Source organism: Nocardioides sp. LHD-245 (genome assembly GCF_030929495.1).
Lineage (GTDB): Bacteria > Actinomycetota > Actinomycetes > Propionibacteriales > Nocardioidaceae > Nocardioides.
In genome coordinates, this window is the sequence record NZ_JAVFWN010000013.1 from 127,899 (window position 1) to 153,414 (window position 25,516).

23 protein-coding genes are annotated in these 25,516 nt (G+C 71.6%); 16 read left to right on the forward strand and 7 right to left on the reverse strand.

The genetic code is table 11. The annotated features are described in order from the left end of the window. Positions 1 to 3 precede the first annotated feature (3 nt). Positions 4 to 612, reverse strand: a complete 609-nt coding sequence (locus RB608_RS19570) for a TetR/AcrR family transcriptional regulator (protein WP_308089728.1) — start codon at positions 610 to 612, stop codon at positions 4 to 6. Next, positions 609 to 1,208 carry a TetR/AcrR family transcriptional regulator gene (locus RB608_RS19575; protein WP_308089729.1) on the reverse strand — a complete coding sequence of 200 codons (600 nt, stop codon included), beginning with the start codon at positions 1,206 to 1,208 and terminating at the stop codon, positions 609 to 611. Before RB608_RS19575 ends, RB608_RS19570 begins: the two co-directional genes overlap by 4 nt. Before the next feature lie 232 nt (positions 1,209 to 1,440). On the opposite strand from RB608_RS19575, the gene RB608_RS19580 reads away from it, so the two are divergent. From RB608_RS19580 to RB608_RS19620, 9 genes are all read left to right on the forward strand, one after another. After that, positions 1,441 to 2,295, forward strand: a complete 855-nt coding sequence (locus RB608_RS19580; RefSeq protein ID WP_308089730.1) for an SDR family NAD(P)-dependent oxidoreductase — start codon at positions 1,441 to 1,443, stop codon at positions 2,293 to 2,295. Positions 2,296 to 2,329: 34 nt separating this feature from the next. Then, complete coding sequence (locus tag RB608_RS19585) at positions 2,330 to 3,163, forward strand: mycofactocin-coupled SDR family oxidoreductase (RefSeq protein ID WP_308089731.1); 834 nt, start codon at positions 2,330 to 2,332, stop codon at positions 3,161 to 3,163. A gap of 49 nt (positions 3,164 to 3,212) precedes the next feature. Next, the gene (locus RB608_RS19590) at positions 3,213 to 4,466 is read left to right on the forward strand and encodes a PLP-dependent aminotransferase family protein (protein WP_308089732.1); all 1,254 of its coding nucleotides are present in this window, start codon (positions 3,213 to 3,215) and stop codon (positions 4,464 to 4,466) included. A gap of 128 nt (positions 4,467 to 4,594) precedes the next feature. Continuing rightward, positions 4,595 to 5,743 (forward strand): sugar ABC transporter substrate-binding protein, encoded by a 1,149-nt coding sequence (locus RB608_RS19595; RefSeq protein WP_308089733.1) that lies wholly within the window; start codon positions 4,595 to 4,597, stop codon positions 5,741 to 5,743. Between the two features lie 28 nt (positions 5,744 to 5,771). Further along, entirely contained in the window at positions 5,772 to 7,295 is a 1,524-nt protein-coding gene (locus RB608_RS19600; protein ID WP_308089734.1) for a sugar ABC transporter ATP-binding protein, read from the forward strand. After that, a complete protein-coding gene (locus RB608_RS19605; RefSeq protein WP_308089735.1) occupies positions 7,258 to 8,295 on the forward strand; it encodes an ABC transporter permease in 1,038 nt (345 codons plus the stop codon). Before RB608_RS19600 ends, RB608_RS19605 begins: the two co-directional genes overlap by 38 nt. Positions 8,296 to 8,338: 43 nt before the next feature. After that, positions 8,339 to 9,172, forward strand: a complete 834-nt coding sequence (locus RB608_RS19610) for a mycofactocin-coupled SDR family oxidoreductase (protein WP_308089736.1) — start codon at positions 8,339 to 8,341, stop codon at positions 9,170 to 9,172. After that, on the forward strand, positions 9,169 to 9,555 hold the full coding sequence (locus RB608_RS19615) for a RidA family protein (RefSeq protein WP_308089737.1): 387 nt from the start codon (positions 9,169 to 9,171) through the stop codon (positions 9,553 to 9,555). Before RB608_RS19610 ends, RB608_RS19615 begins: the two co-directional genes overlap by 4 nt. 51 nt (positions 9,556 to 9,606) lie before the next feature. Then, the gene (locus RB608_RS19620; RefSeq protein WP_308089738.1) at positions 9,607 to 10,020 is read left to right on the forward strand and encodes a heme-binding protein; all 414 of its coding nucleotides are present in this window, start codon (positions 9,607 to 9,609) and stop codon (positions 10,018 to 10,020) included. Here the strand turns inward: RB608_RS19620 and RB608_RS19625 are convergent. From RB608_RS19625 to RB608_RS19645, 5 genes are all read right to left on the reverse strand, one after another. Further along, entirely contained in the window at positions 10,014 to 10,514 is a 501-nt protein-coding gene (locus RB608_RS19625) for a nuclear transport factor 2 family protein (protein WP_308089739.1), read from the reverse strand. The two genes, RB608_RS19620 and RB608_RS19625, sit on opposite strands and share 7 nt — an antisense overlap. A 132-nt stretch (positions 10,515 to 10,646) precedes the next feature. Next, entirely contained in the window at positions 10,647 to 14,792 is a 4,146-nt protein-coding gene (locus RB608_RS19630) for a fibronectin type III domain-containing protein (protein ID WP_308089740.1), read from the reverse strand. A gap of 53 nt (positions 14,793 to 14,845) precedes the next feature. After that, a complete protein-coding gene (locus RB608_RS19635) occupies positions 14,846 to 16,690 on the reverse strand; it encodes a metallophosphoesterase family protein (RefSeq protein ID WP_308089741.1) in 1,845 nt (614 codons plus the stop codon). Between the two features lie 215 nt (positions 16,691 to 16,905). Continuing rightward, positions 16,906 to 18,132, reverse strand: a complete 1,227-nt coding sequence (locus RB608_RS19640; RefSeq protein ID WP_308089742.1) for a hypothetical protein — start codon at positions 18,130 to 18,132, stop codon at positions 16,906 to 16,908. Between the two features lie 101 nt (positions 18,133 to 18,233). Next, entirely contained in the window at positions 18,234 to 19,079 is an 846-nt protein-coding gene (locus tag RB608_RS19645) for an LLM class F420-dependent oxidoreductase (RefSeq protein ID WP_308089743.1), read from the reverse strand. 68 nt (positions 19,080 to 19,147) lie between these two features. On the opposite strand from RB608_RS19645, the gene RB608_RS19650 reads away from it, so the two are divergent. Genes RB608_RS19650 through RB608_RS19680 form a run of 7 tightly spaced genes read left to right on the forward strand, consistent with a single transcriptional unit; the run spans position 19,148 to position 25,459 of the window. Next, complete coding sequence (locus RB608_RS19650; protein ID WP_308089744.1) at positions 19,148 to 19,732, forward strand: TetR/AcrR family transcriptional regulator; 585 nt, start codon at positions 19,148 to 19,150, stop codon at positions 19,730 to 19,732. Further along, positions 19,732 to 20,973 (forward strand): cytochrome P450, encoded by a 1,242-nt coding sequence (locus RB608_RS19655; RefSeq protein ID WP_308089745.1) that lies wholly within the window; start codon positions 19,732 to 19,734, stop codon positions 20,971 to 20,973. Before RB608_RS19650 ends, RB608_RS19655 begins: the two co-directional genes overlap by 1 nt. Beyond that, positions 20,973 to 21,767 (forward strand): SDR family oxidoreductase, encoded by a 795-nt coding sequence (locus RB608_RS19660; RefSeq protein WP_308089746.1) that lies wholly within the window; start codon positions 20,973 to 20,975, stop codon positions 21,765 to 21,767. The genes RB608_RS19655 and RB608_RS19660 overlap by 1 nt, the downstream gene beginning before the upstream one ends. Beyond that, complete coding sequence (locus tag RB608_RS19665) at positions 21,764 to 23,167, forward strand: cytochrome P450 (RefSeq protein WP_308089747.1); 1,404 nt, start codon at positions 21,764 to 21,766, stop codon at positions 23,165 to 23,167. The genes RB608_RS19660 and RB608_RS19665 overlap by 4 nt, the downstream gene beginning before the upstream one ends. Further along, entirely contained in the window at positions 23,164 to 23,361 is a 198-nt protein-coding gene (locus tag RB608_RS19670) for a ferredoxin (protein ID WP_308089748.1), read from the forward strand. The genes RB608_RS19665 and RB608_RS19670 overlap by 4 nt, the downstream gene beginning before the upstream one ends. Then, on the forward strand, positions 23,361 to 24,002 hold the full coding sequence (locus RB608_RS19675) for a hypothetical protein (RefSeq protein WP_308089749.1): 642 nt from the start codon (positions 23,361 to 23,363) through the stop codon (positions 24,000 to 24,002). Before RB608_RS19670 ends, RB608_RS19675 begins: the two co-directional genes overlap by 1 nt. Continuing rightward, positions 23,999 to 25,459 carry an aldehyde dehydrogenase gene (locus RB608_RS19680; protein WP_308089750.1) on the forward strand — a complete coding sequence of 487 codons (1,461 nt, stop codon included), beginning with the start codon at positions 23,999 to 24,001 and terminating at the stop codon, positions 25,457 to 25,459. The genes RB608_RS19675 and RB608_RS19680 overlap by 4 nt, the downstream gene beginning before the upstream one ends. The last annotated feature ends 57 nt before the right edge of the window (positions 25,460 to 25,516 follow it).

Genomic DNA, 25,516 nt, shown 5'->3' on the forward strand with positions numbered 1-25,516 from the left:
CCGTCACTCGATCCCGAGGTAGTTGAGCCAGAGCCGGGTGAGGTCGTCGGCAGCGGTGTCGACGTCCTCGCGGTGCCCGAAGACGTACCAGATGTAGGCGAGCCGCTCGGTCATCGCGCCGAGCACGAAGGCGGCCGTGGCGGGGTCGACGTCGGGTGAGACCTCGCCGGCGGCCTGCCAGCGGGCGATCGCGCGCTCGGTGCGGCTGCGGTAGTAGCGGTTCCGCTCGGCCAGGACATCGGGGAGGTCGGGCTGGCCGAGGGCGGCCGCCTCGACGCTCTTCCAGAAGCCCGCGTTCCGCTTGAACGAGCTGAGGTAGAGCAGGTTGGTCTCGCGGATCCGGTGGGCCGGGTCGACCGATCCGCCCGACCGGCTCGGCACGAGCTCGCCGTAGACCTCGTCCTCCACGGTGATCAGCAGCTGCCGGAAGAGGTCGTCCTTGTTCTCGAAGTGCAGGTAGAACGTGCCGGCGGCGACCCCGGCCTCCTTGGTGATGTCCGAGACCCGGGTCTTGTGCAGGCCCTTCCGCTCCAGGACGCGGCGTCCGGCGCGGAGCAGGGCGCCGCGGGTCCGGTGGGCCTGGGTGGTCTGGGGAGTCCGCTCGGTGGTCATCGGACGCCGGCGTCCGGGGTCATCCGCAGGATCGAGGTCCAGGCGCCGGTGATCACCGCAGTGGCCTCCTCGAGGTCGGGTCGCTCGGGCCCGGCGCACCACTGCTGCACGGCCTGCTCGGTGAGCGCGATCAGCGCGTCGACCACGACGTCGCCGGCGACGCCTGGGTCGATCCAGCCCTGCTCGGCCCAGAAGCCGAGCTCGTCGGTGAGCGTGCGGGTCAGCGGGTCGGGCTGGTCGCGGAGGGCGGTGGCGACCTGGACGTTGCCGAGCGCGGCGGCGTTGATCATCCGCCACGTCGCGGCGCCCTCGGCGAGCCGGGCGACCTGGAGACGGACCACCTCGCGCAACCAGGCGCGGGCCCCCTCGGCATCGGAGAACCGGGCCCGGGGGACCTGGGCGGCCAGCCCTTGGCGGGACTGCTCGACGACCTCGAGGAAGAGCCCCTCCTTGGTGTCGAAGTAGGTGTAGAAGCTCCCTGCCGCCACGCCGGCACGCTTGGTCACGTCGATCACCCGGGCGCCGTGCAGGCCCTTCTCGGTGAAGACGTCGACGGCAGCGTCGACCAGCGCCTGCCGGGTCGGAGGGAGGGTCACTGGGCCGCCTCTCGGGGACGTGGATGGTCGGTCGGACTGCCCGAAGGCTAGCCAGTGTGCGAGTTCGATGCCACGAATGAATGGCAATTCAGAGTATCTGAATTCCTCGTCACCCGCCGTGGCGTCGAGCGTCGAGGGATCAGGTAGCGCCTGAAAGGGGGGATTCCGCATGCTCGGATCGACCCATTGTGTCCCTTGACACACTCTCGGACGACACGGTAGGACTACCCACATGAACGGAAATTCAACGCCGTACGACGGCCGCCGAGTGCTCGTCACCGGCGGTGCCCGCGGCCTCGGTGCCGCCGTCGCCGCGTCGTTCGCCGCGGCCGGCGCGCGGGTCGCGGTGTGGGACGCGCCCGGCGCGATGGCGCTCGACTACCCCCTGTCCGGCGCGGCCGAGCTCGACGCGGCCCGGACCGTGGTCGGCCCGACCGGGCACGTCGCCGCGGTCGACGTCCGCGAGGTCGCGCAGGTGCGCGCCGCCCTGCCCGCCACCGTCGCCGCGCTCGGCGGGCTCGACGTCGTCGTCTGCGCGGCCGGGGTCCGCACGGCCGCGACCGCGGCCACGATGAGCGACGCGGCCTGGGACGCCGTGGTCGACACCAACCTGCATGGCACCTACCACGTGCTGCGGGAGACCCTGGCCCACCTCGAGGAGTCGGGCCGCGGCCGGATCGTCGTCATCGCCGCCGAGGAGGGACGCCGCGGTGCCTTCGGGCTGAGCCACTACGCGGCCGCCGCCTGGGCGCAGATCGGCCTGGCCAAGTCGCTGGCCCACGAGGTCGCCGAGCACGGCATCGCGGTCGGGGTGGTGTGCCCCGGGGTGATGGACACCGCGATGAGCGACGACCCGTCGTACTGGGCGGTGCTGCAGGCCGGCCGCGACGGCTCGCAGGCGGTGGCCGGTCCCGACCGCGCCGCCGCCGAGCACGCGCTGCGTGTGCGCCACCCCAGCAGCGCGACCTATGTCGACGTCGACGCGGTCGTCCGCGCCGTCGAGCAGCTCGTCGCGGAGCCCGGCCTCGACCGGACCGGCGCGGTCGTCGACGTCTCGGCCGGCCTGGCCGCCACCAACACGGCGTGAGCCGCCCGCACCCCGAGGACGAGGAGAGAGAACGATGAGGAACTTCGACGGCCGGACCGCCCTGGTCACCGGCGCCGCCAAGGGGCAGGGCCGCTCCCACGCGATCGCGCTCGCCCAGCGGGGCGCCAACGTCGTGCTGGTCGACATCGCCGCGCAGATCCCGTGCGCGTCGCGGATGGGCACGCCCGAGGAGCTCGACGAGACCGCACGCATCGTCGAGTCGCTCGGCGCGCCCTGCCTGACGCTCAAGGCCGACACCCGCAGCCCCGAGCAGATGCGCGACGTCGTCGCGGCCACCGTCGAGCGGTTCGGGCGGGTCGACGTGCTGCTCGCCAACGCCGGCATCGCCGCCTTCGGCGCGGTCCGGGAGATGGCCGACGACGTGTGGCGCGACGTGGTGGACGTCAACCTCGGGGGAGTGGCGGCCAGCATCCGCGCGGTCGCGCCGGTGATGGCCGAGCAGCGCTCGGGGCGGATCGTCGCGACCGCCTCGTCGGTCGGTCGCGAAGGCGGTCCCAACAATGCCAACTACGCGGCGTCCAAGTGGGGTGTGATCGGACTCGTGAAGTCCGTCGCGATCGAGCTGGCCCCCTACGGCGTGACGGTCAACGCGTTCTCGCCGATGTCGGTGTCGACCGACATGTGCCACAACGATCTCACCTACGGCCTGTTCCGCCCCGACCTGGCCGCGCCCACGACCGACGACGTGCGCGCCACCTTCGCCACCCTCAACCCGATGGCCGTGCCGTGGATCGAGGTCGGCGACACGACCGAGGCCGTCCTCTTCCTCGCCTCCGACGAGGCCCGCTACATCACCGGTACGGCGCTCGACGTCGCCGGTGGCTGGAACGCCTTCCACAGCGCCTGACGCGCCGCCCCACACCGCACCTCGCCCGACGACCACCAAGGAGCCCCCCGTGACCTTCGACCCGACCGACAAGCTCTCCGACCTCGCCGCCGGCGGCCCGGCCCTGTTCTTCCCCGACCCGCCGGCCCAGGTCACCTTCAACTTCGACCAGGGCATCGCGGCGGAGGAGACCTTCCCTCTCGACGACTTCCGACGGCTGATGGGCGAGGTCCTCGACCGCGACGGCGGCCGCGCGCTGGAGTACATCTCGTTCGGCTACGAGGAGGAGACCGACCAGATCGTCTACCTGCCGTCGTACATCGAGCTGATGCTGGGCCACACCGGGCTGCGCGAGGAGGTCGCCGCGTGGATCTCCAAGACCCAGGACGTCCGCGGCCTCGGCGCCGACAACCTGATCCTCACCTCCGGCTCGGTGCAGGCCATCGCGCTCGCGGTCAACGCGCTGGTCAACCCCGGCGACGGCGTCCTCGTCGAGAAGGCGACGTTCCCGTACGCCATGCGCTTCATGCAGATGCGTGGCGCCGACCTGCGCACCGTCGAGATCGACGAGCACGGCCTGGTCATCGAGTCGCTGGTCGAGCGGCTCGAGGAGATGCGCCGCGACGGCGTCACCCCCAAGCTGCTCTACGTCATCCCGACCTTCCAGCTGCCGACCTGCGTCGTGATGCCCGAGGACCGCCGCCGCCGGCTGCTGGAGGTCGCCGAGGAGTACGACTTCGTCATCCTCGAGGACTCGATCTATGCCGACCTGCGCTACGGCGGCGACCCGGTCCCGTCGCTGCTGAGCATGGACACCAACGGCCGGGTGATCCAGAGCCACGGCTTCTCCAAGGTGCTCGCCCCCGCGCTGCGGATCGGCTGGATCACCGCTCCGGAGCCGCTGATCCACGCGCTCGCGTCGGTCCGCCAGGACCTCGGGGTCAGCCAGTGGATCTGCCGGATGCTCGCCCAGTACCTCCAGGAGGGGCTGCTCGACCCGCACATCGAGCGGGCCAACGCGGTCTACCGGCGCAAGCGCGACCTCGCCGTCGCGGCGGTGCGCGAGCACTGCGGCGGGCTGGTCAGTTTCGAGGTACCCGACGGCGGCTACTACCTCTGGCTCAGGATCGCCGACAACGTCGACTGGGAGAAGGCCCAGCACGAGGCCGCGATGAACGGCGTCTTCTGCCGTCCCGGCGAGAAGTTCCTCGGCCAGGAGGCGGGCCAGGGCTACCTGCGCCTGGCCTACAGCCACGCGCCCGACCACGAGCTCGAGCGCGGCATCAAGGCCCTCGGCGAGGCGATCGTCGCGCACGCGCGCTGACCCCGCCACACCACTGACCGGCAGGCCCGGCGGCCTACCGACCACCTGCAGTCCCCGGCACCCGCGCCGGGGACGGAGCTCGGGCGCCCGAACGACCCCGACAACCGACCCCAACGAGAGGAATGCCCGTGCTTCCCAACAACCCCCACCGCGCGCGCCGCCGGCGCGCCGCGGTCGCCGCTCTGGTGGTCGCCGCCACCGTGGCGCTCGCCGGCTGCGGCAGCAGCTCCGACACCGACGGCGGAGACGACGGCGCCGCGGCGAGCGGACCGTGGCTGGACGAGGCCAAGGCCGCAGCCGAGACGGCCGTGAAGGTCCCGACCGAGATCGCCGTCAAGGCGCTCGGCCCGGTCGAGCCGCCGGCGTCCATGACCGTCTACTTCGTGGGCTGCGACCAGTCGATCCCGGGCTGCGTGGCCCAGGTCGAGGGCGTGCGCCAGGCGACCGAGGCGCTCGGCTTCGACCTGGAGGTCTGCGACGCCAAGAGCGACGTCGCGTCGTTCCAGAACTGCATGAGCCAGGCGGTCAACGCCAAGCCCGACGTCATCGTCAACAACGCCCGGCCCTCGGCCGACGCGTCGGAGGCATACGCCGAGGCGCACGAGCTGAAGATCCCGGTGATCGGCCAGTTCACCGCGCAGCTCCCGGACCCCGAGAAGGGGAACACCGTCGAGGTCGGCAACGTCTGCCAGATCGAGGGCGAGCTGCTCGGGAGCTACATCGTGTCCGAGTCGAGCGGCAAGGCGAACGTCGCGATCTTCGCCGACACCGTCTACCAGTGCAACGGCCAGCGCGCCGACGGCGTCAAGGCCGCGCTCGACAAGTGCCCGAGCTGCACGGTGAGCGTCGACCGGTTCAGCGTCGCGACCGCGCAGACCGACCTGCCGCCCGCGCTGCAGGCCAAGATCCAGTCGAACCCGCAGCTCAACTGGGTGGTCAGCACACCCGGCTTCTCCGGGGTGATGGCGGCGGACGCCGTACGCCAGTCGGGCAAGGAGGACGGCATCTCCGTCGGCACCTTCGACGGTGACGAGCCCACGCTCGCGCTGGTCCGCCAGGGCGACATCATCAAGGCCGACGTGGCCTCCGGGGTCTACGAGAACGGTTGGACCGTCGTCGACGCGGCGCTGCGGCTCAAGGCCGGGCAGACCATCCCGGACAACATCGAGAACCCGACTCAGCTGCTGATGACCCAGGACAGCGCGCCCGAGAGCGGCACCTACGAGGGCGCGGACGGCTTCCGCGACCAGTTCCAGGCGCTCTGGGGCGTCAGCTGATTCCGGGGTGACGAGAGCGGAGACCACGATGACCACGGACGACGCGGCAGCCCTGGAGTTGCACGGGATCGTCAAGACGTTCCCCGGGCAGCGCGCCCTCGACGGTGTCGACTTCACCGTCGCACGCGGCGAGATCCACGCCCTGCTGGGCCACAACGGCTCCGGGAAGTCGACCCTGATCAAGGTGCTCTCCGGCTTCCACCAGCCCGATGACGGACGCTGCTCCGTCGCCGGATCGCGACTGCGGTTCGGCGACGGGGTGGCGGTCAGCCGGGCCGGCGTCCGCATCATCCACCAGGACATCGGACTGGTCGACGAGCTCTCGGTGCTGGAGAACCTCCGGCTCGGCGTCGGCACCTATCGCGCCGGCACGCTCGGCGCCATCCGCTGGCGCGGCGAGCGGTCGGCGGCCCGCGCCCGGCTCGACGACCTCGGTCTCGGGCACCTCGACCCCGACGCGGAGGTGGCCGGACTCTCGGCCGTGGAGCGGACCGAGGTCGCGGTCGCCCGGGCGATCGACGACCCGGACGCGATCCGGGTGCTCGTCCTCGACGAGGCCTCGGCCGCGTTGCCGGAGGAGCAGGTGCAGCACCTGTTCCGGCTGGTCCGCACGCTCGCCGCCCGCGGCGTCGGGGTCGTCTACGTGACTCACCGCCTGGAGGAGGTCATCGACCTCGCGGACCGGGTGACCGTGCTGCGCGACGGCGAGGTGGTGCTCCAGGAGAGCGTCTCGGCACTCACCCGCGAGGACCTCGCCCGGGTGATCGCGGGCAGCGAGGTCGCGGCGGTGCACGCGACCGATCGCGCTGCCGGACGTACGGCGGGTGCCGCGGTGCTCACCCTCGACGACGTCGTCGCCGGGCGCGAGCTCGCCGGTGCCAGCCTGACCCTGCGCGAGGGCGAGGTGCTCGGCGTGGCCGGTCTCGCCGGGTCCGGTGTGCACGAGGTGGTCCGGCTGCTCCAGGGCCGGGCGCCGCTGCGCGGCGGAACCGTCGCGGTCGCCGGCGCGCCGGTGGCCCGTCCCGGGGTGCGCGCACTGCGGCGGCTCGGCGTCGCGGTGCTGCCGGGGGAGCGCGACCAGAAGCGGATCACCGGGATGACGGTCGCCGAGAACATCACGATCGCCGACCTGTCGCCGTACTGGCGCGGCGGGCGGTTCCGGCACGGCGAGGAGCGCGCGGAGGCGGTCGCCCTGGTCGAGCGCTACCGGATCCGGCCGCCCGACGTGCGGCGCCCGATCGAGCTGCTCAGCGGCGGCAACGCCCAGAAGGCCTATGTGGCACGCCTCCTGCGCACCGCACCCCGCGTGCTGGTCCTGGAGGAGCCCACCCACGGCGTGGACGTCGGCGGCACCGCCGAGATCCTGCGCCTCCTCGTCGAGGCCGCACGCAACGAGGGCACCGCCGTCCTCCTGTGCTCCTCCGACACCGACGACCTCGCCGCCACCTGCGACCGCGTCCTGGTGCTGCGCGACGGAGTCGTCGCCGACGAACTGACCGACAAGGAGATCACCCGTGAGCGAATCGTTGAGCTCTGCTACGCAGCCGGCTGAGGAGGTGGCGCCGGCTCGTCACGCCGAGCGCCGGGCGGGCCGGATCGGCCTCGACCTGCTCGACCGCTGGGCCGGTCCGCTGCTGCTGGTGGCGATGATCGTGGCGTTCACGATCGCCTCGCCCGGGGTCTTCCTGACCAGCAGCAACCTGCTGGCGGTCGTGAACAACCAGACCATCACCGCGGTAGTCGCACTGGGCCTGCTCTTCCCGCTCGCCGCGGGTGTCTTCGACATCTCGATCGGCGGCGTGCTCACGCTGTCGGTGATCACGTCGGCCTGGACCTTCCAGCAGACGGCCGGCTCGATGCCGGTGCCGCTCGCCATCCTGATCACGCTGGCGGTCGGCGCGAGCGCCGGCCTGGTCAACGCGCTGCTGGTGGTGCGGCTGAGCATCGACCCGTTCATCGTCACGCTCGGCTCCGGCTCGATCTTTCTGGGCATCTCGCAGCTGGTGGCCAACGGCCAGGTGGTCTCACGCGACATCCCGACGGCCTTCACCGACCTCGGTCGCGGCGAGCTGTTCGGCATCCCGAACCCCATCGTGCTGGTCGTCGTCCTCGCGCTGATCGTCTTCTATGTGCTGGAGATGACCCCGCTGGGCCGGATGATCTACGCCACCGGCTTCGGCCGCGAGCAGTCCCGGCTGGCGGGCGTGCCGACCCACCGGATCCTGGTGCTGGCGTTCGTCGTGTCGGGCTTCTGCGCCTCGCTCGCCGGTCTCGTCTACACCTCCCGGATCGGGACGGGGCAGCCCGACGTCGGCGCGCAGTACCTCCTGCCGTCGTACGCCGCGGCCTTCCTCGGCTCGACGATGATCAAGCCGGGCCGGTTCAACGTCCCGGGCCTGCTGGTCGGCCTGGCGATCCTCGCCATCGGCATCAACGGCCTGCAGCTGCAGGGGATCCCGTTCTGGGTGATCTCCACCTTCCAGGGCGGCGCGCTCATCCTCGCCGTCGTCCTCACCAAGCTCCGCAAGCTCTCGGTGCGTGCGGACGGCTGATCGCCTCCGCTCGTCGTACCGACCACCAGAGAAGGAGAACGACATGGGCAAGCTCGACGGCAGGACCGCACTGATCACCGGTGCCGCGCGCGGGCAGGGGCGCTCGCACGCCCTGACCCTCGCCGCGGAGGGGGCGAACGTGGTCGCGGTCGACCTGTGCGCGGACCTCGCGACCATCCCGTACCCCCTCGCCACCCCCGAGGACCTCGCCGCGACCAAGGCGCAGGTCGAGGCGCTCGGCGTCGCCTGCCACACGGTGCGCTGCGACGTCCGCGACACCGATGCGATCGAGGCGGTCGTCACCGACGCGGTCGACAGGTTCGGGACGCTCGACATCGCCGTCGCCAACGCCGGTGTCTGCGGCTTCGCGAAGTTCTGGGACCTCGACGACGCCGCCTGGGACGAGATGATCGGCGTCGACCTGACCGGGGTCTTCAAGACGATGCGCGCCGCGGTCCGCCCGATGCTCCGCCAGGGACGCGGCCGGATCGTGGCCACCTCGTCGATGGGCGGACGGATGGGCAATCCCAACCTCGCCCACTACGTCGCCGCCAAGTGGGGCGTGATCGGCCTGGTCAAGACGCTCGCCCTGGAGGCGGCCTCGTCGGGCATCACCGTCAATGCCGTCTGCCCGGCCACCGTCGACACCGCGATGGTCCACAACGACGCGCTCTACGGGCTCTTCTGCCCCGACCTCGACGCCCCGACGCGCGAGCAGGTCGAGCCGGCGTACGCCGCGATGAGCCCGATGGGGGTGCCCTGGGTGGCGCCCGAGGACATCTCGAAGGCCGTGCTCTACCTGGTCTCCGACGATGCCCGTTACGTCAGCGGGACGACGATCGACGTCAGCACCGCCGCGTCCGCGGGCATGCCGTGAGGGGCTACAACCCGCCGCACCTGCGCTTCGACGGGATGTCGCAGGCCGTGCGCAGCGGCGACTTCGTCGTCCTCTCCGGCCAGGTGGCACTCGACGCCTCGGCACGGATCGGCACCGACGATCCCTACGAGCAGGCCCGGCAGTGCTTCGAGAACATCGGGCTCGCCCTCGCCGAGGCGGGCGCGACGCTGGCGCAGGTCACCAAGCTCGTCTGCTATCTCACGGACGCGGCGCACTTCTCGTCGTACAGCAAGGCGAAGGGGGAGGTGTTCCCCGTCGACGGCGCCCCGGCGAGCACCACTGTCGTCGTCTCCGCCCTGCTCGACCCGCGGATGCTGCTCGAGGTCGAGGCGTGGGCGTACGTAGGGGAGAGCTCCGAGTGACCGGCGGGACCGGCTCCGTGCGCGCCGAGCGCGGCCGCTGAGGCGGTCGGCGTGCCCCGGCAGCAAGCGGTGATCACCCTCGCCGAGGCGACGGCGGTGCTCCGGCGCGCCCTGGCCGAGGCGGAGCACCTCCAGGTCGCGGCCGCCGTCGTGGTCACCGATGCTGCCGGGGAGCCGGTCGCGAGCGCCCGGATGGACGGCGTACCCGGGCTCGTCGCCGCCGCTGCCCGGGGCAAGGCGCTCACCGCCGCGGCGCTGGGGATGCCCACTCTGCTGTGGGAGGAGCGCGGCCGCGCCGAGCCTTCGTTCGCCGCCGCCGTCGGCACCGTGCCCGGGTTCACCCCCCTGGGCGGGGGCGAGCCGGTCCGGGCCGCCGAGGTCGTGATCGGTGCGGTCGGCGTCAGCGGCGGCACCGCCGAGCAGGACGCCGCGATCGCCCGCGCCGCCGCGGAGGTGACTCAGTGACCGAGCACTGAGCGCCGCAGGACCGCGAACGGGTCCTGCTGGTCGCGCCGCCCGCGGGGGCCGTCGCCCTCCGGGGCGAGCATCCGGCCGCTGTCGTCGCGGGTCCACTCCCGCACCGCGAAGCGCTCCCGGATCCGCCAACCGGCGTCGGTGCGGACGAAGTGGTCGACATAGCGGAAGCCCGACGTGAAGTTCTTCCGCGGGTCGCCACCTGGCGTGCCCCAGTGCACCGCGGTCCCGTAGGTCTCCGCGACCGCGTGGTCGCCGTCGACCTCGGCGAGGTGGTTGGCGACCAGGTGCATGGTGCCGTCGAGCGCGGGAAGGAGCCCGCGCAGCCAGGCGACGTAGTCGTCGGCCGGGCCGCTGAACCCCGTGTGGTGGTCGACCCCGTCCTCGGCGTACACGGCTCGGACCCCGTCGAAGTCGAGACGGTCGACCGCCCGGCAGTAGCGGAGCACGGTCTCGTGGATCTCGCGTCGGTCGGCAGCGGTCATCGGGCCCTCCTCGGAGGCTCAAGGACCGGATGGTCCTCGGTGAGCACGGCAATCCTCTCAGCGACGTCGCTGTGACGGAACGGCACGAGGCCCCCGGTCGTCCGACCGGGGGCCTCGTGCCAGCGTGCTCGACTACTCGAGCGTCAGCATGATCAGCCCGGCCGGGTACCGGTCGCGGGCCGAGACATAGACCCGGTGCCGGACCGGGTCCACGGAGACGCCGTAGACCTTGTTGCCGAACTTGTGCGCGGACAGCCGGGCCACCTCGCTGAGGTGGCCGGCGTCGAGGACGGTGACGCCACTGGCGTCGAAGTTCTCGTTCTGCTCGCCCAGGTAGACCCGCCCGAGCTCCGGGTCGACCGCGACCGAGCGCCACATCGGCGCCGTCCGGGCGGCCTGGGCCACCTCGGCGTACGTCGCGCCGTCGAACACCCGCAGCCCGACCGTGGCGGCCGCGCTGTCGCTGTTGGACACGTAGAGCCGGTCGTCCACGGCGTCGTAGGCGACCCCGTGGCTGCGCCAGGCGGCGTCGGCGATCGGCACGGTCTGCAGCATCGCACCGGTCGTCGCGTCCATCACGACGAAGCCCGCGTTGCGGGTCGCGCCGAACACCCGGCCACGCTCGAGGTCGACGTCCATGCCGCGGACGTTGGCGTCGAAGCCGAACGGTCCGCGCTTCAGCGCGCCGGTGGTGCTGTCGACCACGACCCACCGGGCGCCGAGGGCGACGTAGAGCTCGCCGGCCTCGCTGTCGAGCGCCACGTCGCGGACGCCCTCGTCCAGGGCGATGTCGCCCGGGACGCCGTCGACCGGACCCGGGATGCTCAGCGCGAGCACCCGCACCGTGGTGTCGGTGGCCGGGTCGACGACTCGCACCCGCGCCGGCCGCATCTCGTTGCCGACGAACAGGTGCCCGGTCGCCGGGTCGACGACCGAGCCGACCGGCCTGTCGTCGACCTCCGTGTCGGCACCGTCGGGCAGCACGGCCAGCGGGGTGGCGACGTAGTCACCGTCGCCCGGCTCGGGATCGACCGGGTCGACCGGCCCTCCCGTCCCGTCGCCGGGCACCGGACCGGGCAGCTCGCCGTCGACGAGGCGCTGGCTGACGGTGACGGCGACGGGGGTGAGTTCGTCGCCGGGTGGGTTGAGGCGGTGGTCGCGGTTGGCGACGAAGACGCGTTGGAGCTCTTCGTCGATGGCGATGCCGTAGCCGTCCTTGCCGTACTGCTTGCCGATCTTGTCGACGAGGAGGTCGCCGTCGGCGAGGTCGTAGACGGCGAAGCCGCCGGAGGCGTTGTCGGTGCCGGTGAAGCCGACGTAGACGAGGCCGTGTTCGGAGTCGATGTCGACCTGGCGGGCGTTGGGTCGGGTGGTGGTGTCCCAGACCTTGGCGAAGCCGTTGGCCGCGTCGAAGATCTCGACGTTCTTGATCGTGTCGGTGTCTTCGAAGTAGGCGACGGCGAGTTTGCCGTTCTTGGGGTCGGCGGCGACGTAGTAGGCGCCGACGGTGCCGTTGACGGTGCCGATGGAGGCTCCGGTGGTGGCGTCGAAGACCTCGACTCCGCGGGAGGGGATGGCTGCGTAGACGTAGCCGAGGGTGGGGTCGATGTCGAGGGAGCGGTTGGACTCGCTGATGGCGTAGGGGCCGCGGACGACCTGGCCGTAGGTGGCTTCGGCGAGGGAGACGACGACCCAGTTCTTGTTCTGCTGGCCGACGTAGAGCAGTTGGTTGGTGTCGTCGATGCCGAGGTCGCGGATGTTCTCCGGGAGGGTCATCGTGTGGAGGACCTCGTCGGTGGCGGGGTCGATCTCCCAGATGTTGCGACTGTTCTGGTCGCCGAGGAAGAGGGTGTCGCGTTCCTGGGAGAACGCCACGCCGGCGGGCAGCTGCGCGGTCACGTCATCGACCGACTCCAGCTGGCCGAGCACACCGTAGTCCGGGGTGTCCGGTACGACGCGGCGGCTGACGGTGACGGCGACGGGGGTGAGTTCGTCGCCGGGTGGGTTGAGGCGGTGGTCGCGGTTGGCGACGAAGACGCGTTGGAGCTCCTCGTCGATGGCGATGCCGTAGCCGTCCTTGCCGTAGTCCTTGCCGATCTTGTCGACGAGGAGGTCGCCGTCGGTGAGGTCGTAGACGGCGAAGCCGCCGGAGGCGTTGTCGGTGCCGGTGAAGCCGACGTAGACGAGGCCGTGTTCGGAGTCGATGTCGACCTGGCGGGCGTTGGGTCGGGTGGTGGTGTCCCAGACCTTGGCGAAGCCGCCTGCGGCGTTGAAGATCTCGACGTTCTTGATGGTGTCGGTGTCTTCGAAGTAGGCGACGGCGAGTTTGCCGCCTTCGGGGTCGGCGGCGACGTAGTAGGCGCCGACGGTGCCGTTGACGGTGCCGATGGAGGCTCCGGTGGTGGCGTCGAAGACCTCGACTCCGCGGGAGGGGATGGCTGCGTAGACGTAGCCGAGGGTGGGGTCGATGTCGAGGGAGCGGTTGGACTCGCTGATGGCGTAGGGGCCGCGGACGACCTGGCCGTAGGTGGCTTCGGCGAGGGAGACGACGACCCAGTTCTTGTTCTGCTGGCCGACGTAGAGCAGTTGGTTGGTGTCGTCGATGCCGAGGTCGCGGATGTTCTCCGGGAGGGTCATCGAGTTGACGACCTCGTCGGTCGCGGGGTCGATCTCCCAGATGTTGCGACCGTTCTGGTCGCCGAGGAAGAGGGTGTCGCGTTCCTGGGAGAACGCCACGCCGGCGGGCAGCCGCACCGCCGCCGGATCCACCGAGCGGAGGTCCTTCTCGTGGCGGTACTCGAAGGTCCCGCCCGGGTTGCCGGGGTTCTCCGGATTCTCGGGGTTCTCGGGGTTCTCACAGCCCAGGCACGGACCCGGGTCGGTCGGGTCGATCACCTGCGGCTCGGCGTCGTCGGTGACCGCCTTGCCGTGCTCGTTCTTCACGATGGTCAGGCCGTCGTAGTACTTGCCGTCGGCGGTGCGCGACTCGTAGCGCAGCCGGCCGTCCTCGACGGTCACGAGCTGGTAGAGCTGCAGGCCGCCGCCCATCCGGCGCAGGTGCGCGCCGTTCGCGTCCCACACCCGCGGGCCCGGGGTGTACTGCTTCTCGCCGACATTGGAGACGACATAGACCGGGCCGTCGTACGACAGGTCGGCGTCCCAGCTCTTCGGCAGGTGCTGCTCCGCGGCGTCGGTGTTGCCGCGGCCGTAGCCGTGGTCGTGGCCCTGCAGGACCAGGTCGACGCCGTACTCCTCGAAGACGGGCAGCCAGGCCTCCCGCACCGCGCGGTTGTTGCGGCCCTCGTCGAGGGAGAAGACCGGGTGGTGGAAGAAGACCACCGTCCACTGGTTGGGGTTGTCCTTCAGCTGCTCCTCCAGCCAGGCCGTCTGGATGGCCAGCGGCTCGGCCGCGCTGGCGTTGCTGTTGAGCGCGATGAAGCGCACGCCCTGGTAGTCGGTCGCGTAGACGGTGCCGTCGAGCATGTCGTACGCCGCGCCGGTGCCGGACGGCCCGTTGTCGGGGTAGGTGAACTGGGCCGAGAACTGCTCCGACAGCTCGGCGCCCTCGTACTCGTGGTTGCCCGGGGCCATCATGAACTGCTTGGTGCCCAGGCCGTAGCTGGTGGCCTCGTAGACCTCGCCCCACTGCTCGTCGCTGTCGTGGTCGTCGACGAGATCGCCGGCCTGCAGCACCATCCGCGCCTGCGGCGCGTCGCGGAAGGCGTTGCGGACGACCCGCGAGGCCTGCGACTTGATGCCGTTCTGGATGTCGCCGAAGTAGATGAACTCGAACGGGTCGTCGGTGGCCGACTCGGTCGTGAAGTGCTGCCACTCACTCCAGTTCGTGCCGTCGCCGACCCGGTACTGGTACGTCGTACCTGGCTCCAGGCCGGTCATCCGAGCGCTGTGGAAGGTCTCCGTGTAGCCGAGGTCGGTCGTCACCTCGGTGTCTCGCTCGGAGACGAAGACCCGCTGGTCGTTCTGGTAGGTCAGGCTGGAGGCCACCCGGAGCTCGGCCTTCGCCTCCCGGACGGCGGTCGACGTACGCCACACGACGTTCTGGCTGGTCTTCGGGTCGTCGGTGGGCGTGAGCGTGATCCGGTCCGGGACCACGCTGGGCTGATAGGTGACGGCGGGGTCCGCCGCGGCGGCCGCGGCGGTCGGCGCCAGGCCGGGTACGGCGACCGCGGCCAGCGTCGGGGCGGCGCCGGCCAGCACGGCCGACGCCACCAGGGCGCCGATCGGCCGGCGGCTACGCCGGCGCAGGGACTCGAACATGCGTCGTCCTCTCGGAACGAGGGTGCTGTCGGTGGAGGAGGGGGTGGGCACGCTCATCGCTTGCTCACCACCGTCTTGGTGACCTTCGCGGAGGTCACCGCGGTGGTTCCGGCATAGACCACCCGGACCTTGTGCCTGCCGGCAGCGAGTCGGGGCAGGCGGAACGTGAGCCGCCCGTCGGCGGCGTCGCGCAGCTGCTTGACCTTGACCGTGCGACCGTCGATCACCAGCGTGACGGGGGCGCCGGGGGTGGCGACGCCGGGGACGTCGACGACGACCCGCACCTTGGCCCGGACGCCGGGCCGGACCTGCTTGGGCAGCTTCTTGAGCTTCACCGTCGCGACGGCCGGCGCGGGCGCGGCAGGTGTGCCCGGCTGCGGCGACGGGTTCGGCGTGGTGGGGTTCTCGGTGGGGTTCTCGGTCGGGTCGGCGCTGGGTACGGCGGCCTCGGGCAGGTCCGGGCGTCCGATGCCGTCGCGCTTCGAGCCGGGACCGGAGGCGCGCGGGGTGTCCTCGGTCGTGACGAGCTTGGTGCCGTCCGTGTCCTTGGCGATGGTGAAGGCGTCCACCATCTCGCCGGAGACGTTCCAGCTCTCGACGTGCATCTCGCCGTCGCTCACGTCGACGAGCTGGTAGAGCTGGGTGTTGGCCAGGGAGGTGCGTAGGTGCGCGCCGTTCTGGGTCCAGTTGTTGTCGTCGGTCGGGTCGAGCACGTAGTACTTCGGGCCGGCGACGGAGATCAGGTAGACCGGGCCGGTGTGGCTGTCGGCGGCGCTCGCGCCGGCCGGCAGCCCCGACTCGTTGGCGACCAGGTTGCCCCGGCCGTAGGCGTGGTCGTGGCCCTGGGCGACCAGGTCGACGTCGTACTGCTCGAAGAGCGGCAGCCAGGCGTCCCGGATCGCGGCGTTGTTGCGACCCGAGCTGACCGCGAACACGGGGTGATGGAAGGTCACGACCGTCCACTCGTTGGGGTTGTCAGCCAGCACCGACTCCAGCCAGGCGGTCTGCGCCGCGAAGGCCTCCGGGTCCCCGGGGAAGTTGCTGTTGAGCGCGATGAAGCGCACGCCCTGGTAGTCGGTGTAGTAGACGTTCTCGGCGTACAGCTGGGTGATCCGGTCGGTGGCCGTCGGCCCGTTGCGCGGGTACTCGAACTGCGCGCCCCAGTGCTCGGCGAGCTCGGGACCCGGGTAGTACTCGTGGTTGCCGGCGGCCGCGATCACGTTCATCGAGCCGTTGGACCAGCCCGCGGCGCCGAACCACTCGCCCCACTCGGCATCTGAGTCGTCGGTGTCGATCAGGTCGCCCGCGTGCAGGACCGCCTTCGCGTACGGCCGGGCCTCGTAGGCCGCGCGGAAGGTCCGCGACACATAGGACTTGATGTCGTTCTGCGCGTCGCCCTGCATGATGAACGAGAACGGCTCGTCCTCGGCGGCGGCGGTCTCGAACTCCAGCCACTCGCTCCACGTCGTGCCGTCGCCGACCCGGTAGAGGTAGGTCGTGTCGGGAGTGAGGCCGGTCAGCGTCGCCGAGTGGTGGCCCACGTCGTAGCCGAGGTCGGCGGTGAAGGTCGTCGAGGTGGCGGCGACGGTGCTGGTCTTCTTCGCGACTCCCGTACCGGCGAGGGTGAGTTCGACCTGCGGGGCGGTGACCGCGGCGGAGGTGCGCCACGAGACGCTCTGCGACGTGCTCGGCTCCTGGGTGGGGGTCAGCACGATCCGGTCGGGTACGACGAGCGGTGCGTGCACGGTCTTCGGGTCGACCGCCGGCGGGGCGAGTCCCCCGGCGGCGTACACGATGCCGGCGCCGGCGGCGATCGCGAGGGCGAGGCCGCCGACCACGATGGCGGGCCGCTTGGGCGCGCGCCAGCGGGAGCGGGGCTGTCGGTCTGAGGAGGTCATGGAGGTCCTCTCGAAGCCGTCGCGGGGCGACGGCGTGCGGGCATGGGGCTGCGGTACGACTCCCGAGACAGCACGCAGTCCCCGGCGCACAGGGGTGTCCGGGGAACTGCGAGACGGCCGGAAGCTAGCAGCGCCGAGCTAACTCTTGGTGACCCTTTTGGCGCGCTCAGGCGGGGCGTCACCGGCCGTTCACCGAGAATGAACCGAGACTTCCCTCAGCGCTCGGCGCTGGTTATCGGAGTGATCGGGATCGAGCGCCGCGGTTGGAAGGCGAAGGACGCGCCGGTGCTGAACCGGGTGACGGCGACCTCGTCGGCCTCGGGGGCCGGCTGGTCGTTGCGTACGACGCGCGCCCGCCACCCGTCCTCGTCCGGGAGCGGGGCGACCTCGACGTCGAGGTGGGGGTCGAGGGCGCGGACCACGGCCTGCAGGGCCGCGGTCCAGGCGGGCCCGCACAGGGCGATCCAGGCCCGGTCCTCGTGGGCGGGGGAGAGGTGCACGACCAGCGTGCCGTCGGCGACCGACGCGTCGACGTACGCCGCGGGGTTGAGCAGCGGGTGCACGGCGAGCAGCCGCGTGGCCGCCGCCACCGGGTCGGGCTCGCGATCCAGGCCCAGGGCGCGGGCGAGGCGCTCGGCGCCGATGCCGGCCACGCCGACGAGCTGCTTGCGCCGGATCCGCTCCAGCTCGCCGTCGGTCTCGGTGCGCTCGGCGACGGCGAGCGCGAACGCGCGGTCGAGCAGGTGCATCTGGAGGCAGACCTCGTCGGCGATGCGGACCAGGGCGGAGTGGGAGAAGGCGGTGAAGTCGAGGTCGGACAGGAGCGGCCCGGCGTAGTCGGCGAGGCCCTCGTCGGTGGGGTCGACCGGGGCGAGCTCGAGGGTCGCGGCCCGGGACCGCTGGTTGACCGCGAGCGCCGGGACGGGCTCCGGCGCCGGGTGGGAGTCGTCGATCCGCACCGTCCAGGCGCAGTGCGGACCCTGGTGGTCGGGGAGCCGCGGCGGCCGGTGGATCGGGCGCACCTGGGCGTGCGGGTTCGTCGCGAGCGCGGTCGCGTCGAAGGTCGGGTCCTCGATGTCGTGGCACATGCCGCGTACGTAGTCCTCGCCCATCGGCTCGACGTCCATCAGCGCGCCGCAGTGGTCGAGCCGGAACTCGCCGTGCCACGGATCGTGCACGGTGTAGCGGAAGTCCATGAACTGCGGGGGAGCGCCGATGTCGAGCTGCAGCCCCTTGAAGATCGTGACGACGTCGCCCCGGCCGGGTACGTCGGGCGCGTAGCCCAGCGCCTGCTGCATCCGGCGCGTGTAGATCGGGCTGGCTGCGGCCCACTCCTCGATCGCGATCCGCAGCATCTCCTCGCGTCCGAAGGCGGAGATGCACCAGGCCATCCCGGAGCGGTCGATCAGCTGGCCCACGAGCAGCAGCTCGGGGACCAGCACCGCGAGCTCGGCGCGGCTCAGGTCGGCGTACCGGCTGCGTCGTACCGGACGATTCTGTCGCGATTCATCCGAATTCGGAGCAGGAATGTCCGGTACGACGTTCACGAGAGCCCCAGCCGGGCCGCCATCTTGTCGAGGTAGGCCAGCACCTTGTCCTCGTCGGAGTCAGGGACGCCCCAGATCAGCTCGGAGGCGCCGGCGGCCATCCAGTCGGCGAAGTCCTCCTCGGCGGGGCGCTTCGCGACCAGCACCCGCACGTCCGGCTCGCCCTCGCGTCCGGCCTCGGCCCACTCCTTGCGCAGCAGCTCGGCACTCGCGGCGACGCCGGTCGAGGTCGGCGTGGTCATCCAGCCGTCGGCGTGGGTGGCGATCCACTTCATCGTCTTCGGGCCGGCTCCGGCACCGATGATCACGGGGATCCGGCCCTGTGGGGGCTTCGGGTAGGCCCAGCTCGGGCCGAACGAGACGAACTCGCCGTCGTACGACGCCTCCTCCTGCGTCCACAGCGCCCGCATCGCGCCGAGGTACTCCGCCAGCACGGTGCGGCGCTTCGCGGCCGGGACGTGGTGGTCGGTGAGCTCGTCGGTGTTCCAGCCGAATCCCGCGCCGACGGTGACCCGCCCGCCGGAGAGGTGGTCGAGGGTGGCCAGGGTCTTGGCGAGCGTGATCGGGTCGGACTCCACCGGCAGCGCGACCGCGGTGGACAGGCCGATCCGGGTGGTGACGGCGGCGCAGGTGGCGAGCGAGACCCAGGGGTCGAGCGTGCGCAGGTAGCGGTCGTCGGGCAGCTCCTCGCCGCCGGTGGGGTGGAGGGCGTCCCGGCGGACCGGGATGTGGGTGTGCTCCGGCACGTAGATGGTGTCGAAGCCCCGCTCCTCGGCCGCCTGGGCCAGGCGGGCCGGCGTGATGCCGCGGTCGGAGGTGAAGAGGACGATCCCGTTGCGCATACGCCAAAACTAGAACGAGTTCTAAGAAATGTCTTGCGCGGACCAGGAACGTCTCCTATGTTGGACAGGTGTCCAGTCAGGTGTTCGAGACGCCGCGCCAGGGGTTGAACCCCCGGCAGGCCGAGACGGTGGAGAGGCTGCTCGTCGCGGGTCTCGAGGAGCTGCGGGCGGTCGGCCACGAGTCGCTGACGGTCCGCACGGTCGCGCAGCGGGCGGGAGTCTCGCCGGCGACGGCGTACACCTATCTCGCCTCCAAGAACCACCTCTTCGCCGAGCTGTTCTGGCGCCACCTCACCGCGGCCGAGGCCGTCCAGACCGCCGCGGGTACGCCGGTCGAGCGGCTGCAGGCGACCATGCGGGCCCTCACGGCGCGGATCGTCGAGGAGCCCGAGCTGGCCGCGGCGGTGACCCCCGCACTGCTCGGCACCGACCCTGATGTCGCCCGGCTGCGGCTCAAGATCGGGGCGGCGTTCCTGGCCCGCTTCGAGACCGCCCTCGCCGAGCCCGGGCGGCCCGCGGACCCCGGCGTGCTGGAGGTCCTGGTGCTCACCTTCTCCGGTGCCCTGCTCCAGGCCGGCATGGGCCTGATGACCTACGACGAGATCGCCGAGCGGCTGGTCGCCGCCGTCGACGTGATCCTGCGAGGCAACTGATGACGGTCTCGACGGACTCGACCACCGGCGGGGAGCTGGTCTTCGACCCCTACGACTACGCCTTCCACGAGGACCCCTACCCGACGTACCGGCGGCTGCGCGACGAGGCGCCGGTCTTCCACGCGCCCGCCGACGACATCTGGGTCGTCTCCCGCCACCAGGACGTCTTCGACGTGCTGCGCGACGACGCCGTCTTCTCCAACCGGATGGGTGTCTCGCTCGACGCGTCGGCGTGGAACCCCGAGGCCCACCGGGTGATGAGCTTCCTCGGCCTCGACGGTGCGGAGCAGTCGCGGATCCGCAAGCTGGTGTCGGCGGCGTTCACCCCGCGCCGGGTCCGCGAGCTGACGCCCGAGGTGCAGGCGCTCACCGAGCGCTACCTGGAGCGCACCTTCCACGCGAACGCCGAGCACGGCGAGGCCGACTGGATCGCCGACTTCGCCGGCCTGCTCCCGATGGACGTCATCTCCGAGATGATGGGCGTGCCGGAGTCCGACCGCGACGAGGTACGCCGCCTCGCGGACCTCGTCGTGCACCGCGAGGACGGCGTCCGCGACGTCCCGCAGGCCGGCATGGAGGCGTCCTTCGCGCTCTTCGACTACTACGGCGCGATGGTGAGGCAGCGCCGACGGACGTCGACCGACGACCTCACCTCGGCGCTGGTCGCGACCGAGGTGGACGGCGATCGGCTCACCGACGGCGAGATCATGGCCTTCCTGTTCCTCATGGTCGTGGCGGGCAACGAGACCACCACCAAGCTCCTGGGCAACGCGCTCTTCCACCTCTCGGCCCACCCCGAGCAGCGGGCGCAGGTGCTCGCCGATCCCGCCCTGGTGCCGGCGTGGATCGAGGAGACGCTGCGCCACGACACGTCGAGCCAGATGCTCGCGCGCTATGTCGTCGAGGAGGTCGAGGTCGGTGGCGTCCGCATCCCCGCGGGCGCGAAGGCGCTGGTGCTGCTGGGCAGCGCCAACCGCGACGAGCGCGTGTTCACGGACCCGACGGTCTTCGACGTCCACCGAGACCGGGCCGAGCTCTCGCGGATCCTCAGCTTCGGCACCGGACGGCACTTCTGCCTGGGCGCCAACCTGGCCCGGCTCGAGGCGCGGGTGGTGCTCGAGGAGCTGGTCCGCCGGGTCGCCGGCTTCGAGGTCCACGCCGACCGCGCGGTCCGGGTGCACTCCACCAGCGTGCGGGGCTTCGCGTCACTGCCGGTCACGTTCACGACGAGGGGGGCCTGATGGCCGCGTCGCGCAAGCCCGTCCACCCCGACCGCCGGCCCGCCGTCGTCGCCGGAGCCTCGTCGGGGATCGGCGCCGAGACGGCGAAGTCCCTTGCCGCAGCGGGCTTCCCGGTCGCGCTGGGCGCTCGTCGCGTCGATCGCCTCGAGGAGCTGGCCGACGGGATCCGCCACGCCGGGGGTGAGGCCTTCGTGCACCCGCTCGACGTGGCCTCCACCGATTCGGTCGAGAAGTTCGCCGCGGCCGCGGCCGCGGCGCTCGGCGACATCGAGGTCGTGGTCAGCAACGCCGGCCTGCTCGCGCCCGGCGCGATCCTCGACGCGACCACGGAGCAGCTCGCCGCGGAGTTCGACGTCAACGTGCTCGGCGCGCACCGGCTCGTGCGCGCCTTCGGGACCGGCATGGCGGAGCGGCAGCGCGGCGATCTCGTCTTCGTCTCCTCCGACACCGCCCTGCGGGCACGCCCTTTCATGCGCGGCTACAGCGCCACGAAGTCCGGCCTGGAGGGGCTGGTCGAGGCGCTGCAGATGGAACTCGAGGGCTCCGGCGTGCGGGCTTCGGTCGTGCGACCCGGCCCGACCTGGTCGGAGATGGGCTCCGACTGGGACGCCGATGCCGGTGCGAAGGTCCTCACCGAGTGGGTCAAGTGGGGCCACGCCCGGCACCCCCACTTCCTCAAGGCGACTGCCATCGCCGACGCCATCACGACGGTCGTCAGCGCGCCCCGTGGCGTGCACCTCAGCCCGGTCGACGTGAACCCCGAAGCCCCTATCGCGAAGGAGGGCCGGCCGTGACGCTCGCCGACGTCCCCGAGGTCTCGACCGCCATCGACGACCAGGGCGCCGAGGTGCCCGCGATCATCAAGGGCACCGGCCACCTGCCCGAGATGCGGGTCGACCCGATCGCCCTCTTCCACCGGGTCCGCGAGGAGTGCGGCGACGTCGGCCGGTTCCGCCTCGCCGACAAACAGGTCGTGCTCGTCACCGGCGCCGAGGCCAACGAGGCGTTCTTCCGGGCGCCCGAGGACGTGCTCGACCAGGCGGCGGCGTACCCGTTCATGACGCCGATCTTCGGCAGGGGCGTGGTCTTCGACGCCTCGCCCGAGGAACGCCAGCAGATGCTGAAGAACCAGGCGCTGCGGGGCGAGATGATGCGCGGGCACGCGCGGACGATCGAGGCCGAGATCCGGCGGATGGTGGCCGACTGGGGCGACGAGGGCGAGATCGACCTGCTCGACTTCTTCGCCGAGCTCACCATCTACACGACCTCGTCCTGCCTGATCGGCAAGCCGTTCCGCGACCAGCTCGACGGGTCGTTCGCCGAGATCTACCACCGCCTCGAGCACGGCACCGACGCCATCGCGTACGTCGACCCCTACGCCGACATCGAGAGCTTCCGGATCCGCGACCAGGCCCGCGAGGAGCTGGTCGCGAAGGTGCAGGCGATCATCGCCGCCCGAGTCGCCCGGGCCGAGTCGATCGAGGGTGGGATCCCCAAGCAGGACAGGGATCTGCTCGACGTCCTCGTCGCCGTCGGGTACGACGCCGAGATGGTCACCGGCATCTTCATCTCGATGATGTTCGCCGGTCACCACACGTCGTCGGGCACGGCCTCCTGGGCGATGATCGAGCTGCTCCGTCACCCCGACGTGATGGAGTCGGTCGTCGCCGAGCTCGACGGGCTCTATGCCCCGGACTCCCACGGCGCAGCGCCGGAGGTGTCCTTCCAGGCGCTGCGGTCGATCCCCGTGCTGGAGGCGGCGCTCAAGGAGACCCTCCGGCTGCACCCGCCGCTGGTCATCCTGATGCGGCTCGTGCAGGAGGACTTCGACCTGCTCGGCCGCACCATCCCGGCCGGCACCGTGCTCGCCGCCTCGCCGCGGGTGTCCAACCGGATCGAGGAGGACTTCCCGAAGGCCGACGAGTTCGACCCCGGCCGGTATGTCGACCCGCGCCAGGAGGACCTGCAGAACCGCTGGACCTGGATCCCGTTCGGTGCCGGCAAGCACCGGTGCGTCGGCAACGCCTTCGCCATGATGCAGCTGAAGGCGATCTTCTCGGTGATCCTGCGCGACTTCACCTTCGAGCCGGTGCAGCCGCTTGACTCGTACCGCGACGACTTCACGAAGATGGTCATCCAGCTGGCCCAGCCCGCGCGCGTGCGCTACCGCCGCCGGGCCGGGGAGGCGTCATGAGGGTCGTCGCCGACACCGGCCTGTGCCAGGGGCACCAGCTCTGCCAGGGCGAGGCCCCCGACGTCTTCGGGTTCGACGCCGACGCCGACGTGGTCGTCGTGCTCCACGAGCACCCGGCCGAGGAGCGGCGCCCCGACGTCGCCGCCGCCGTGAAGTACTGCCCCGCCTTCGCCCTGTCCATCGAGGAGGACTGATGACTGACCCGACCGCACCGCTGACCCGGGCCGAGATCGAGGAGTTCTGGGAGACCTGGCTCGACGTCAACCGCCGTGCCGAGGAGAGCGGCGACTGGCGGGTGATGGCCGAGTGGTTCGCCGAGGACGCGACCTACGGCTGGATGTACCACCCCGACGAGCACTTCATGGCCGTCGGCCGCGACCAGATCCGGGACTGGGCGATCGGCATCGAGATGGACGGCCTGGACGGCTGGCACTACGACTACGTCTGCACGATGATCGACGAGCAGAAGTCGATGATCGTCGGCTTCTGGAAGCAGCGCTCCGGCATCCTCGACGACACCGGCGCGGAGTACGAGATCCTCGGGATCGGCGGCTCGTGGTTCGGCGTCGAGCGGCAGACCTCCGGCGCCGACGCCGGCCAGGTCAAGATCGCCTGGCAGCGCGACTGGTTCGACCTGCCGTCCACGGCGCACACCTTCCTGTCGATCGTCGAGGCCGGCAAGGCGCCCGACACGCTGCTCAGGCGGATGTCCGTCACCGGCCACGACGTGCCCGGGCACTACCGCCTGAAGGACCTGCCCTCGACGGTGTGGCCGCCGCCGGTCGAGGCGGGGCGCTACGTCACCCAGGCATCCGCCCCGGAGCCGACGTCGTGAGCGCGCTGCCTCCCGCCGCCCAGCAGCTGATCGACGGCAAGCTGGTCGCCGCGGCCGACGGGGCGACGTACCCGATCCTCGATCCCGCGACCGGCGAGGAGATCGGTGTCGCTCCGGATGGCACGCCGGCCGACGTCGACGCCGCGATCGCCGCCGCCCGGCGCGCCTTCGACCGGGGTGACTGGTCGACCGACCGGGAGCTGCGGGTCCGCTGCCTGCGCCAGCTGCATGCGGCGCTGCTGGAGAACGCCGACGCCTTCCGCGCGCTGACCACGGCCGAGGTCGGCATGCCCGGCTTCATGATGGGCGCCGCCGGCTTCGACGTCCCCGTCGACGGCCTGGCCTGGGTCACCGACCTGGTCGAGGCCTACGAGTTCGAGACGGACCTGGGGATCGCCTCACCGATGGGGATCCGCTCGCGTCGTACCGTGCGCCGGGAGCCGGTCGGCGTGGTCGCGGCGATCACGCCGTGGAACGTGCCGACCCAGATCAACCTCGCCAAGGTCGGTCCGGCGCTGGCCGCGGGCTGCACCGTGGTCCTCAAGCCCGCGCCCGACACCCCGTGGGTGGCCGCCGAGCTGGGCCGCCTGGTCGCCGAGCACACCGACATCCCGCCGGGCGTCTTCAACGTCGTGACGCCCCGGTCCAACGAGGTCGCCTCCCTGCTGTCCACCGACCCACGCGTCGACATGGTGTCCTTCACCGGCTCGACCGCCGTCGGCAGGGCGATCATGGCGGCGGCCGCGCCGACGCTGAAGAAGGTCTTCCTCGAGCTCGGCGGCAAGTCCGCCGCGATCGCCCTCGACGACGCGGACGTCGCCGCCGTCGCGGGTGCGACCGCCTTCGCCGCGTGCATCCACGCCGGGCAGGGCTGCGCCATCACGACCCGGCTGATCGTCCCGCGCGACCGGTACGACGAGGCGGTCGCCGTGGCCGCGCAGACCATGGAGTCGATCGGTGCTCGCGATCCGCGTGACCCGGGCGCGATCTGCGGACCGGTCATCTCGGCCACGCAGCGGGACCGGGTGGCGGCGTACTTCGACGTGGCGCGCGCCGAGGGCGGCACCTTCGCGACCGGCGGCTCGGTCATCGACCGGCCCGGCTACTGGGTGCAGCCCACCGTCGTGGCCGGCCTGGACAACTCCTCGCGGCTGGCGCAGGAGGAGATCTTCGGCCCGGTGCTCGTGGTGATCGCCCACGACGGCGACGACGACGCGGTGCGGATCGCCAACGACTCGGCGTACGGGCTCTCGGGTTCCGTCGACTCCGGCTCGCTGGAGCGGGCCAAGGCGGTGGCGGCGCGGATCCGGACCGGCACCCTCGCCGTCAACGGCGGGGTCTGGTTCAGCCCGGATGCGCCGTTCGGCGGCTACAAGCAGTCCGGCATCGGCCGGGAGATGGGCGTCGCCGGGTTCGAGGAGTACCTGGAGACCAAGACGATCGCGGAGCCGGCGTGAGGGCGCTGCATGAATCCCCGGTCGACCGGGGATTCCGGTACTTGTCGGCCGTTGCAA